This window comes from Streptomyces sp. MB09-02B (assembly GCF_033794485.1).
In the GTDB taxonomy this organism is placed as follows: Bacteria; Actinomycetota; Actinomycetes; order Streptomycetales; family Streptomycetaceae; genus Streptomyces.
The window spans coordinates 1-12,206 of sequence record NZ_JARGEE010000276.1; the positions used below are offsets into that span (position 1 = coordinate 1).

Annotated in this window: 10 protein-coding genes and 1 pseudogene; 2 read left to right on the plus strand and 9 right to left on the minus strand. The window is 74.3% G+C overall.

Annotated features, from left to right (window positions below):
* Window positions 1–187: 187 nt before the first annotated feature.
* From P1P70_RS30320 to P1P70_RS30360, 9 genes are all read right to left on the minus strand, one after another.
* Window positions 188–1,438, minus strand: coding sequence for a GNAT family N-acetyltransferase (locus P1P70_RS30320; protein WP_319243394.1), 1,251 nt, complete (start codon window positions 1,436–1,438; stop codon window positions 188–190).
* Window positions 1,435–2,127 (minus strand): lipopolysaccharide biosynthesis protein, encoded by a 693-nt coding sequence (locus P1P70_RS30325; RefSeq protein ID WP_319243396.1) that lies wholly within the window; start codon window positions 2,125–2,127, stop codon window positions 1,435–1,437. Before P1P70_RS30325 ends, P1P70_RS30320 begins: the two co-directional genes overlap by 4 nt.
* Window positions 2,124–3,272: a glycosyltransferase gene (locus P1P70_RS30330; protein ID WP_319243399.1), complete on the minus strand. Its 1,149-nt coding sequence runs from the start codon at window positions 3,270–3,272 to the stop codon at window positions 2,124–2,126. Before P1P70_RS30330 ends, P1P70_RS30325 begins: the two co-directional genes overlap by 4 nt.
* 6 nt (window positions 3,273–3,278) lie before the next feature.
* Window positions 3,279–3,971 carry a polysaccharide deacetylase family protein gene (locus P1P70_RS30335; protein ID WP_319243417.1) on the minus strand — a complete coding sequence of 231 codons (693 nt, stop codon included), beginning with the start codon at window positions 3,969–3,971 and terminating at the stop codon, window positions 3,279–3,281.
* A 187-nt stretch (window positions 3,972–4,158) separates the two neighbouring features.
* Window positions 4,159–5,913: a murein biosynthesis integral membrane protein MurJ gene (locus P1P70_RS30340; RefSeq protein WP_319243402.1), complete on the minus strand. Its 1,755-nt coding sequence runs from the start codon at window positions 5,911–5,913 to the stop codon at window positions 4,159–4,161.
* Window positions 5,910–7,337: an O-antigen ligase family protein gene (locus P1P70_RS30345; protein ID WP_319243404.1), complete on the minus strand. Its 1,428-nt coding sequence runs from the start codon at window positions 7,335–7,337 to the stop codon at window positions 5,910–5,912. The genes P1P70_RS30340 and P1P70_RS30345 overlap by 4 nt, the downstream gene beginning before the upstream one ends.
* A 2-nt stretch (window positions 7,338–7,339) precedes the next feature.
* Entirely contained in the window at window positions 7,340–8,794 is a 1,455-nt protein-coding gene (locus tag P1P70_RS30350; RefSeq protein WP_319243407.1) for an exopolysaccharide biosynthesis polyprenyl glycosylphosphotransferase, read from the minus strand.
* Window positions 8,791–9,963, minus strand: a complete 1,173-nt coding sequence (locus P1P70_RS30355) for a glycosyltransferase (protein ID WP_319243410.1) — start codon at window positions 9,961–9,963, stop codon at window positions 8,791–8,793. Before P1P70_RS30355 ends, P1P70_RS30350 begins: the two co-directional genes overlap by 4 nt.
* 39 nt (window positions 9,964–10,002) lie before the next feature.
* Window positions 10,003–11,124: a DUF3344 domain-containing protein gene (locus P1P70_RS30360; RefSeq protein ID WP_319243413.1), complete on the minus strand. Its 1,122-nt coding sequence runs from the start codon at window positions 11,122–11,124 to the stop codon at window positions 10,003–10,005.
* Between the two features lie 299 nt (window positions 11,125–11,423).
* Between P1P70_RS30360 and P1P70_RS30365 the strand changes: the two genes are divergently transcribed.
* A complete protein-coding gene (locus P1P70_RS30365; RefSeq protein WP_319243415.1) occupies window positions 11,424–11,663 on the plus strand; it encodes a chaplin in 240 nt (79 codons plus the stop codon).
* 191 nt (window positions 11,664–11,854) lie between these two features.
* Window positions 11,855–12,206: pseudogene (locus tag P1P70_RS30370) on the plus strand (hypothetical protein); the annotation flags it as partial.

Here is a 12,206-nt window from a genome sequence, read left to right on the forward strand (position 1 = left end):
CCGACACCCACGCCCACCCCGACGCCGACCCCCACGCCGAAGCCGGCTCCCACCACGCCCGTACGCCCGCCGAACTGCTCGCCGCTGGAGCTGGGCGACTGGGTGGAGTACTGGATCGGCGGGAAGCTCTGCATCCGCACGGACTGGTGGGCGCGCTACCGGTGACCCGCGGCCGGCGGCGGGCGGTTCACCGCCCGCCGCCACCGCGGTCCTTCCGGCCCGGGTTCTCCGCACGTGCCGGGACCTTCGCGCCCCCCGGGCTCTTCGTGCTCTCCGAGCCCTTCGCTCTCTCCGGGCTCTTCGTACCCTCCGCGCCCTTCGCGTCCTTGCGCGCGCGCCAGCGGCGGACCAGTTCCTTGCCCTGGCCGCGGGCCGCCGCGTCGCAGGCCGCCGCCGACAGCAGCGGTGCGGTGCGGCGGCGGGCGAGCAGCAGCCGCTGGTTGACCACGGTGTCCGGGCGCCAGCGCAGCTTGTACGGCTCGGCGCCCCGCAGCAGGCTCAGTACCTGCTGGGCGCCGGAGCCGACCTGCCGTGCACAGGCGTCGAGCAGCATGGTGGCGACGTCCGCCTTGCGTTCGCGCAGCCGAGGGTGGGCGCCGTAGAGGTAGCCGCCCGCCAGCCGGCGCGACAGCAGGGTGACGTCGACAGCGAGGACGTCGCCGCCCAGCCGGAACTCGGTCACCACCGCATCCCCCGAGCGCACCATCGGCCCGACCGAGCGGACCAGATGTTCGGAGAAACGGGGCCGCATGTGCTCGGTGGTCACCTTGCGGTCCTGCCACTGCAGCCGGTGCAGGTCCAGCATCGTCCGCAGCGCCGCGTCCACCTCGTCGGGGCGCACGGCACGCGGCTCGATGCCGAGGTCACCGAGCTTGCGGAGCTTGGCGCGCACCCGCTGGGCCCGGGAGTTGGGCAGTCGCTTGAGCAACTCGTCCATGGGCTGGGCGGGCAGCTCCAGGCAGACCGAGTCGGCCACCTTGCGACGCGGACCCCGCCAGTGGTCGTAGATCCGTTCGACGGCGGCGCCCGGCCGTACCTCGCGGAAGTCGATCAACGCTGTCCGGGCGACGGCCGACAGCCCCTCGGCGAGCGCCGCCGACGCCTGCTCGGCGTACTCGTCGTCGAGGAGCACGTCCGCGAAGTCGGAGATGGGGCAGCCGAGCGGGACGAGGGTCGGCAGCGGACGCCGTACGAGCATCAGCGGGGCGACCGCGCGCAGTTCGGCACCGTCGCGGACCAGGACCAGACGGAGTCTGCCGGGGGTGCCGTAGGACAACCACCAGGAGTGCAGCCAGGCGTGGTTCTGGAACGGGGTGGCCGCGCCGCAGCGCCGGTACAGCCGGTCCCAGGCCTCGGTCAGCTCGCCGAACTCGCCCTCGTCGGTGCAGAGTTCGGCGCGCAGGGTGGTGCTCGCCCCCGTGTGCAGAGCGCTGGTCACAGCTGTCCGCGGGTGTCTGCGGCGAGAGCGGGGCCCGGTACGGAAGCGGCGGGTGGGGTCTGTGGGGCGCGCCGGGGCCGGACCAGCAGGGCGAGCCCGCCGAGCAGCCCGCCGGCGGCGGTGCCCACCAGGCCGGTCACCGTCGACGACGCCGAGGACGCCTCGGTCGGCCTGGTCGCGCGGGCGAACTCCTGCAGTTCGACGCGCGTCGACCGCTCGGAGTCGTTCGCGTGCCGGGTCAGCGCGCGGGAGACGGCGTTGGCCATGTCGGCGGCGAGGTCCGGCCGTGCGGAGGTGGCCGACACGGCGACCATCGGCGCGTCCGGCGACGTCGCCGTCCGCACGTTCTTCTTGAGCGTCCCGACCGACACCCCCGCCCACACCTGGGCGTCCCCGAGCACCGCGACCTGCGTCGCGACGCGCCCGTACGCCTGGGCGAAACCGAGCGCCGACTGGGGGTCCGACCCCTCGGCGGGCACAGCGACGACATAGCTGGTGGCGGTGTACACGGGCGCCTTCACCACGCCGTACGCGCCCCCGGCGAGCCCCCCGAGCAGCGCGCCCGCGGCGAGCAGGGACCAGGGGGGCAGGGACCTGCCGCGGGCGAGGGGAGCCGACCCACGGGTCGGGCTGTCGGACGGACGGTCGGGCGTACTGTCGGTCGTGCAGTCAGTCGTACGGTCGGTCATACGGAACTCACTCCCAGGGGCGGGGTCGGCGAGGGCGTGCTGGAGACGGCGGCCGCGTACACGTCCATGAGCTGGGCGGCGCTGCGGGTGATGCAGTAGTGCTGGGCGGCGGCGGGGACGGCGCGGGGGCGTGCGCCCTGCGCGCGGACGTCCAGCAGGGCGCGTACGAACGACTCAGCGCCCCCCTGGACGCGTCGGGCGCCGGCGGTCGCGCCCGGTGGCAGGTCCTCGATCGCCGGGCAGGAGACGTAGAGCACGGGCAGCCCGGACGCCATCGCCTCGACCACCGCGAGCCCGAAGGCCTCCTCGGCGCTGGGGGAGGCGAGCACGTCCATGGCGTTCATCAGGGAGGGCAGATCGGTACCGGGGGCCCCGGCCGCCGGGCGCTCCCCGGTGAGCAGCACCCGGTCGGCGACCCCGGCCCGCTGGGCGGTCCGCCGCAGCACGCTCTCCTCGGCGCCGCCGCCGACCACCAAAAGCCAGCAGTCGTCCGGTAGTTGGCCGAGGGCGCGGATCAGCACGTCGAACCGTTTGCTCGCCGCGAGCCGGCCCACGCCCCCGACGACGTACGCGTCCTCCGGCAGCCCGAGGCGCCGCCGGGTCAGCTCCCGCAGGTCCGGATCGAAGCGGAAGCCCGCGAGGTCGATGCCGTTGGGTACGACCTCGATCCGGGGGGCCGGCACGCCCCAGCGCTTCAGCCGGTCGGCGACGGTCGGCGAGACGGCGACCGTGGACCGGCCGAGCCGCTCACTGGCGAGGTACAGGGCGCGGACTCCGGCGGAGAGCCTTCTGCCCTCCATCTGCGAGTCGCCGAGGGAGTGCTCGGTGGCGACGACCGCGCGGACCCCCGCCAGCCGGGCGGCGATCCGGCCGTAGACGCAGGCCCGGTAGAGATGGGTGTGGACGAGGTCGTAGCCGCCCGCACGGATCACCCGCACCAGCCGGGGGAGCGCGGCGAGATCGCGGTTGCCGGCCATGCCGAGGTGGGTGACGCGGACGCCGTCGGCGGTGAGACCGTCGGCGACCGGGCCCGGATTGGTCAGTGTCACCACGTCGCAGTCGACCGGCAGGTGGCGCAGCAGCAGCCGCAGTTGCTGTTCCGCGCCGCCGACGCCCAGGCCGGTGATGATGTGCAGCGCCTTCACGTCGACTCAGACCCCCTCGACGGGACGCCGGCGCAGCCGGTGCAGCTTCCGCTTCAGCAGCAGCCGCAGGGCCGTGTCCTCCTTGCCGATGTGCACCCGGGGCAGCGCGTACGGCCCGTTGAGCGGGCCGGGGTCGATCGCGCAGGCGTAGGCGTACCCGGCGTCCCGTACGGCGTCGGCGGCGCGCTGGTCGAGGGTGCCGTACGGATAGCAGAAGCCCTGGACCGGAGCGCCGATCAACTCCGAGAGCAGGGCCCTGCTGTCGGCGGTCTCGGCGCGCAGGGTCTCGTCGTCCGCCTTCGTCAGGTCGACGTGGGTGAGGCCGTGCGAGCCGATCTCGATGCCCTCCGTGGCGGCGGCCACCCGGATGCCCTGTTTGTCGAGGAGCGGTTTGCGCGGGCCCAGCGGATCCCAGGCGTTCTCGCCGCCGAGCCGTCCCGGCAGCACGAAGAGCGTGGCCCCGCAGCCGTGCGCCCGCAGGCGCGGCAGCGCGCTGTCGACGAAGTCGGCGTACCCGTCGTCGAAGGTGAGCCCCACCAGGTCCCGGCCCTCGCCCCGGGCCCGGGCGGCGAGCAGCTCGGCCATACCGACCCCGCGCAGTCCCCGCCGCCGCAGCCAGCCCAGCTGCGCGTCGAGGCGATCCGGCGAGACCGTGATGCGGTACGGGTCGTCGGAGCAGTCGCCCACGGAGTGGTACATGGCCACCCAGAGGGGTGCGGGGGCGGCCCCCGCCTGTCCACGGCCGACGGAGACGCGCGGACGGGCGGCGGGGACGGCCGGGTGATCGGATGCGGACGGGCGACCGGCGGACGCGGACGAGCGCCCGGCGGGGACGGGCGCGCGATCAGCGGGCACGGACGGCCGATCAGCGGGCACGGACGGACGATCAGCGGATACGGACATCGGCGAGCCTTCGTGTGACGGAACGGAGTGCGGGCGTGACGCCGGAGGCGCCCATGGCCCAGGCCAGCAGGACGAAGACGAAGGCGACGACCGCGCCGCCGACGGTGAGGCCGAGGACGGGCGAGTCGATCCGGTCGGCGCAGTACATCCCCACCACGCCCGCCGCCACGGCCGCTCGCACCGGTCGGCTCATCTCGGTCACCACCTGCCGGGTGCGGATCGGCACCGCCCGGCCGCCCATGCCGTACAGCAGGAGCAGGGCGGTCAGGGTGATGCCGACGGCGTTCGCGGCGGCGATGCCGAGGACGCCCCAGGAACCGACGGTGGCCGCCCCGATCCACGAGGTCGCGACGATGCCGGCGGTCATGGCGACCAGCGGGTACCAGGTGGGCCGACCCGCGGAGAAGTAGGAGCGGACCAGTGCGCTCACCAGGGCGTGGCCGAGCAGCCCGAGGGCGTACACCCGCATCACGGCGGCGGTGGCGGCCGTGTCCCGGGCGGTGAACGCGCCCCGCTGGAAGAGCAGTTCGATGATCTGCGGGCCGCACGCGAAGATCGCCGCCGCGCCGAGCAGCACGATGCACGACACCAGCGCGAGGTCCTTCTCCACCCGGCTGCGGGCCCGCTCGGTGTCGCCCTCGGCCATCGCCTGCGCCACCACCGGGAGGGTGACGGTGCAGAGCATCAGCGAGAACGTCATCGGGATCTGCGCGACCTTCTGCGCGTAGTTGAGGTGCGAGATGGCTCCGGCGGGCAGCGTCGAGCCGAGGAAACGCTCGATGAGGACCTGGGACTGACGGCAGAGCGCGAAGAGCAGGACGGTGCTGATGAGGGCGAACTCGACGGGGCGGATGGGGTCGCCGTCGGCCTCCGCCAGGGCTCCCGGCTCCTGCGGCGCCCGCTCCTTGCGGCGCAACTGCCTGAGGAGGGACGGAAGTTGGGTGAGGATCATCAGCACGCCGCCCACCGCGACGCCCACGGCCGCCGCCCGCACTCCCCAGCGGCCGCCGAGCACGAACATCGCCGTGATGATCCCGACGTTGTAGGCCACGTAGATCGCCGCGGGCGCCACGAACCGGCGGTGGGCCCGCAGGGCCGCGCTGCAGTAGCCGGCGAGGCCGAAGGAGAGGGCGCAGGTGCCGGTCAACCGGGTGCAGTCGACGGCCAGCCGGGGGTTGGGCAGACCGGGGGCGAGCGCCTCGACGAGATAGGGCGCGCCGACGATCAGCAGCAGGGCCGCCGCGACGAAGGCCAGCGTCAGCCGGGGCAGCGTCGAGGCGACCAGGGAGCGGACCGGGTCGCCCACGCCGCCCCGGGCACGGCGGGCCACGGCCACGCTGAACGCCGGCACCAGCACGAACGCCAGGCCGTCCTCGATCAACAGCGTCGCCGCGAACTCCGGCACCGTCCAGGCCACCAGGAACGCGTCCGTCTCGCTGCCGGCCCCGAACAGGTACGACAGCGCCTGATCGCGGCCGAGCCCCAGCAGGGCCGCCGCCGCCGTGAGCGCCGCCGTGACGAGCGTGGCCTTGGCGAGGAACCGGCCAGTGGGGGGCGCGACCTCCGTGAGATCGGCCGCCCGAGCGCCGGGCACCGTAGGACCGACCACCGGGGAGGCCGACGCCACCGGGGCGGCGGGCCCGGAAGGCGTCGGCCCTGCGGGGCCGGCAGCCGTCCGTGCCCGGCGCGGTGGCTGCGGAGGTGTCCCGCGCGGTGCGCGAGGAGGCGTCGACGTCATCGCGCGCCGGCCTCCTCCGGACCGCGGACCGCGGCCGCCCCGACCGGCGCGGTGCCCGTGGCCGTCCGGTCCGCCAGGGCCCACCACGCCACCAGCCCGAAGCACACGGCGGTCAGTACGGTCGTCGGCCCGCCGATGTCCGCGTACGCGAAGTCGACCAGCACCCACGCGACCAGCCCACAGGCGACGAGCCCGCAGTCGACCCCACCGGGACCGCGATCGCGCCGGCCGACACCGTGTCCGTGTCCGCGCCCGCCGACACCGTGTTCGTGTCCGCCCGGCCCGCGTTCGTGTCCGCCCGGCCCGCGTTCGCGGCGGGCCCGTACCAGCCCCCGCGCCCCGCACACCCCCAGGGCCAGCCAGCTCCCCCCGAGGGCGAGCAGGCCGATCAGCCCCTGCTCGCTCAGGACCAGGAGGTACATGTTGTGGGGGGAGAGCAGCGGCTGCTTCTGGTAGGCCGTGCCGGCGCCCGCGATGTCGCTGCCGGAGGAGAGCGCCAGCGAGGCGTGGCCGTCGCGGTGCTCGGGGAAGCCCTTCAACCCGACGCCGGTCAGCGGCTGGTCGCGCCACATGCCGACGGCCGCGGCCCACATGGTGTACCGGTCGGTGACGGACTGGTCCGGCGCGTCGGCGACCCGGGTGATGCTGCTGATCCGCTCCTGGAGCATCGCGGACCCGATGCCGAGCCCGCCGACGAGGACCACACCCACGGCGGCCACGGCCGCGAAGACCGTCACCGCCCGCCGCAGCCCGGCCAGCACGACCTGGAGCCCGCACGCCACGGTCGTGGCGATCCACGCGCCCCGGCTGAACGACACCGCGAGCGGCAGCACCAGCAGCGCCGAGCAGACCAGTGCCCAGGCCCGCTGCTCGGCCGTCGCGGGCGCCAGCGCGAGACCCACCGCGCACACCAGCCCGAACGACACCACGGTCGCCATCCCCATCACGTCGCCGGCCCCGAAGGTCCCCACGGCCCGGATGTCCTCACCGGCGTAGCTGGCCCCGGTCCCGGTGGCGTACTGGTGCACCCCGACAGCGCCCTGCCACAGCGCGAGCCCCACGAACGACCAGGCCACCACCCGGAAGTCGGACCGGCTGCGGACACAGAGCAGGACGGCCATCGGCACCAGCACGAACACCTGGAGGTACCGGCCGAGCCCGGCGAGCCCGGCCCCCGGGTCGCCCGCCCCGGCCGCGGCCAGCGCGAGCCCGACCACCGGCAGGCCGAGGACCATCGCCGCCGCAGGGGTCAGGGGGCGCCGCCGGTCCCGCAGCAGTCGTACGGCGCACCACAGCACGAGGAGGCCGGAGACGGCGTCGGCCGGGGTCGCGCCACCCTCGGCGTCCGGCGTGATCGGCAGCGCGAGCGCGGCGACCACGGCGACCACGGGCAGGACGGGCGCCGCAGCGCGCGCAGACGTCACGGTCAGCTCCCCGTCGGACGGACGAGCGCGGCGGCCGTGCGGACCAGGATGCAGAAGTCCTGCCACAGCGACCAGTTGTCGATGTACGCGTTGTCGAAGCGGGCCCGGTCCTCGATGGAGGTGTCCCCGCGCAGGCCGGTGACCTGGGCCAGTCCGGTGATGCCGGTCCGCATCCGGTGCCGGGCCGCGTAGCCCGGATAGGTCTGCCCGAACTTGGCCACGAAGTAGGGCCGTTCGGGGCGCGGGCCGACCAGGCTCATGTCGCCGCGCAGTACATTCCACAGCTGGAGCAGCTCGTCCAGGGAGGTGCGGCGCAGGAAGCGGCAGAACCAGCCCATCTCCCGCTCGTTCGCCACGCTCCACCGGGTAGCCGCCTCGTGCGCGTCGGCCGGTCGGTGGGTGCGGAACTTCAGCAGCGTGAACGGCAGCCCGTCCCGCCCGATCCGCTCCTGCCGGAACACCACACCGGGCCCGTCGCTCAGCCGCAGCACCACCGCGCACACCAGCAGCAGCGGGCTCACCAGCAGCAACAGCGCCCCGGACACGACGACGTCCACCAGCCGCTTGCCGACCGTCTCATGACTGCCCGCCAGCTCCAGCCGACGGCAGGCGAACCCGGCGAGCAGTTCGGTCGAGCCGTCCCGGTCGTACGAGGGGGACTCGGCGTCCACCTCCCACAGCGCGCAGCCGCCGTCCTGCAACGTCCGCAGCAGCGGGGCGCGTTCGGTGCGCGAGCCGACGACCAGTACGGCCTGCACGCCGTTCTGGAGGGCGGCCCGCCGCACCTCCTCGGCGGTGGTCAGGACGGGCAGGCCCTCGCTCCCGCCGCCCTGGTCGGCGACGACACCGACGGGCCGGATGCCGCACCCCGGGTGGCGCAGGAACGCGGCGGCCACGCGCTGCGCGGTCGCCGCCGGGCCCACCACCAGCGCCGCCCCGGGGCGCCTCAGCAGCGCCCTGCGTCGGTGCCAGTGCACCGTGCCCCGGCCGACGCAGGCCGCCGCCGACTGCAGCGCGCAGCCGAGGGCCAGCTCATGGGCGGCGAGGGCGTGATCGGGGGAGTGCGCGGCCACACCGGCGCCGAGCACGCACCAGCCCAGCACGATCCGCCCGCACACGGCGGGCAGTTCGTCGAGCGCGGTGGGCACGGCGGGCGGCCGGTAGAGACGGGCCCGCGTGTTCAGCCACGCCACGGCGAGGGCCAGGGCGGCCGCCATCAGGGGGCGCCCGGGTGTCGTGTCGCCGGTGACCGCCAGTACCGCGAGCAGGGCCGCGCCGCCGTCCACGGCGAGCAACGGCAGCCCTGAGGGAGGCCGGGCGACGGGTCGCCGGCCGGCCGGGAAGGTCAGGCCGCCGACGGTCTCGCGCGGCGGGGCCACCGAGACGGACGCGCCGCCGAACTCGCGTTGCTGCCCACCGGAGGAGGGGACGGTGCTTTCCGTACGTTCCGCAGTCACGTGTGGATGGACTCCCTGCACTCGGTGGCTTCCCCGCGCCGGCCGTCCGTACCGCCGAGCAGTTCGCGGTACACGCCCGCGACGGCCTCGTGCGTGTGCCGTACGTCGTGCGTGGTCAGTACGTGTTGGCGCGCCTGGTGGCCGAGCGACTCCCGCAGCAGCGGGTCGAGCAGCAGCCGCGCTACGGCCCCGGCGAGCGCCTCGGGGTCCTCGACGGGCACCGGCTCCTGGCCGGTCGGCAGACTCTCGCGGGCCCCGTCCACCTCGGTGAGCACGACCGGCCGCCCGCACGCCATGGCCTCCAGCGGCGCCAACGCCATGCCCTCCCACCGCGACGGCAGGACGACCAGATCGGCCGCCTGGTACCAGGGCACCGTGTTCGCGACCGCCCCGGCGAACAGCACACCCTCGGGCGCCAGGGCCCGCAACCGCTCGCTGTCCGGCCCGTCCCCGACCAGCACCAGCCGCGCCCCCGGTACGCACCGCAGCACCTCTGCCCAGGCCGCGAGGAGCACGTCCTGCCCCTTCTGCCGGCACAGCCGCCCCACGCACACCACCAGGGGCGCGGCCGGATCGACCCCGGAGAGCAGCGGGATCCGGGCGCGCACCGTGTCGACGGCGGCGGGGTGGAAGCGCCCGGCGTCGACCCCGTTCGGGATCACCGTCCAGCGCGCCCGCACCCCGGCCCGCTCCCCGGTGATCCGCTCCGCCTCGCTGACGCACACCACGCGCGAGGCCCAACGCGCCCCCGTTCGCTCCCATCCGAGCGCCAGCGCCGCCATCGCGCCGTCCACCGCCTCGAACGACCAGGCGTGCGGCTGGAACACGGTCGGCACGCGCCCCCGTACGGCGAGTCGGCCGGCCAGCCCGGCCTTCGCGCTGTGCGCGTGCACCAGATCGGGCCGTACGTCGTCGAGGACCCGCCGTACCCCGCGCACCTCGGACAGGAGCGCGGGCCCCGGCGACCGGGTGACCGCCCAGTGCCGAACGTCGGCGCCGAGCGCGCGCAGTTCGGGGGCGAGCGGACCGTCGGGGCAGGCCACCGCGACGCACAGGCCCTCGGCGAGCTGGGCCCGCACCAGGTCCGTCACGACACGGGCCACGCCGCCGTCGACCGGCTGGGTGAGGTGCAGGACCCGCGACGGAGGGTCGTTTGGTGACAGTTGCATGCGGGTTCCTCGCTCAAGGGCGGCGCCGGGCGGCGCGCGTCACGGCTTGGCGTCGACGGCGACGAAGAGCGCCCCGACCCAAGCCGCGTCCCGCTGCGAAACGAGCCGGAAGGCCAACTGGTCACCGCCGCGCCTGATTTCGTCGTCCAGTTCGAGAACGTCCGAGTCGTATCCGAGGGTGTTCGCGTACGCCGGCGTACGCCCCGCGACGACCGGCCCCGGCTGGCTGATCGTCGAATTCAGGACATCGTCAAGGGGGTTGGCCGCGTCCCCGAGCGAGACGGCCGGGCCCCGCCCGGTCGAAACAGTGAGCGAGTCACCCGCGCTCCCGCGATCCCCGTCGTAGGCGACCAGTCCCACGGTCCCGCGTGCCTGCTCCGGCAGCGCGGCACCGGTCAGCCGGATCCGCTGCTCACCACCCGTCAGGAGCGTGTCGAGGCCCGTGGAGAGGGTGTCGAACCCGTCCCACATCGCCAGGTGCCGCAGCGGCTCCGACGGGTTCTCGTAGGCCACGGTCAGCGTCCAGCCACCCCACGCCCCGGCCGCCGACCGGCCCATCGCCACATTGACCTGCGCCACGGTGTAGAGCCCCGACCCGCTCGACCGCACCAGCTCGGTGACGTCCGCCGAGGCCTGGAACGCGTCCGCGTCCGGCGTCACCCGGTGCCCCACCACCGAGTCCGCGAGCACCTCCTTGTACGCGCCCCCGGGCTCCGCGATCAGCACCCGCCCGTTGTCCTTCGGCGGCTTCTGCTCACCGACCCGCAGGTTCCCGCCCCAGTACAGCCGCGCGTACGACACCCGCGCGCCGGGCGGCAGTCGGACCTCGCCCCGGCTGGAGTTGTAGGTGTTCGGGTCCCGGTCGACGTCGATGTAGAACATGTCGAAGTCGTCGTTCACGGCTTTGCGCCCCCCGCGCGCGTCGTCGCACGTCGCCGTCGCCGTCGCCGACATGGCCGGTGTGCGGCAGGTGATGGAGGAGTTGGCCGCGCGGACGATCCCGCCGTGCTGCAGCGCCCGGTAGCGCTGGGTGAAGGCCAGGCGCTCGGCCTCGGGAGAGGGAGCGGTCGGGGCCGCCGTCGCGGGAGAGCCCCAGAGGACGACCAGGGCGCAACAGCCCACCCAAGCGCGGCGCAGCAGAGGACCCGGATGAATTCGCATGACCGTCGGTGCCCTTTCGGGAGCTCGTTCGGGTGCTTGTCGGGGTAATTCCGCAGACTGTCGACGTGTCGAAAATCTGCGGATCTGATAAAGGCCGCGGCGGCCCGGGGAGGTGCGCAACTCTAACCCGCTATGCGTATGTATTCGCGGAACATGCCAACTGTGTCGGAACGGTGAAGCAAGCGATTTGGGAGATCACCCCTTTGGAGGCACAACCCCCGGCGCCTGCCGCGCGTTGACTCCAGCGCCGGGCATCCCCGCCCGAGTGTTTTTGCATCAACTCCAAGGAGCACCTCTCCATGTCGCGTATCGCGAAGGGCCTGGCCCTGACCTCCGTTGCTGCCGCGGCCGTGGCGGGCACCGCCGGCGTCGCCACCGCCGACAGCGAGGCGAAGGGCTTCGCCGCCCACTCCCCGGGCGTGCTGTCGGGCAACGTCATTCAGGTTCCGGTTCACGTGCCGGTCAACGTGTGCGGGAACACCGTCAACATCATCGGTCTGCTGAACCCGTCGTTCGGCAACAAGTGCTTCAACGGCTGACGTTCGAAAACTGACGTCCCCGGACTGACGTTCGCACGTTGACACCCGAACCGGCCGTCCTCCCCGCAGGGAGGGCGGCCGGTTCGTGTTGCCCCGAATGGGGCCCCTCGGTTGCAGACGGAGAACACCGATTTCACGGTGAAAAGACAAGGTGCAAAGACAATCCGTCGCACCGTTTGAAAGGAACATCCATGCGTGCTCTGCCCGCACGGCGTCTCGCGGTCCCCGCCCTCTGCGCCACGCTCCTGCTCGGCGTCACCGCCCCCGCCGCCCTCGCGGCCGACGCCGGGGCGACGCGTGACCGCGCCCGGTCGGCCGCCGCTCCCGTCCCCGGCGCGGACGCGCTCCTCGCACAGCTCAAGGGGCTGGGTGACCTCGGCGGCGTACTGCAGCCGGTGACCGATCTGCTCGACGCCGTGGTCAAGGCGGACAACGGTCAGCTTTCCGCCGAACAGGCGGCCTCGCTGGGCAAGGCCGTTCGGGACGCCATCGACAAGGCCAAGGCGGCGGCACCCGCGACCCCGCCGGCCACCCCGCCGGCCC

Coding starts and splice junctions, on each gene's coding strand:
- P1P70_RS30325 (WP_319243396.1), bottom strand. CDS start 2,127: ATGACCGACCGTACGACTGACTGCACGACCGACAGTACGCCCGACCGT.
- P1P70_RS30335 (WP_319243417.1), bottom strand. CDS start 3,971: ATGTACCACTCCGTGGGCGACTGCTCCGACGACCCGTACCGCATCACG.
- P1P70_RS30340 (WP_319243402.1), bottom strand. CDS start 5,913: ATGACGTCGACGCCTCCTCGCGCACCGCGCGGGACACCTCCGCAGCCA.
- P1P70_RS30355 (WP_319243410.1), bottom strand. CDS start 9,963: ATGCAACTGTCACCAAACGACCCTCCGTCGCGGGTCCTGCACCTCACC.
- P1P70_RS30360 (WP_319243413.1), bottom strand. CDS start 11,124: ATGCGAATTCATCCGGGTCCTCTGCTGCGCCGCGCTTGGGTGGGCTGT.
- P1P70_RS30365 (WP_319243415.1), top strand. CDS start 11,424: ATGTCGCGTATCGCGAAGGGCCTGGCCCTGACCTCCGTTGCTGCCGCG.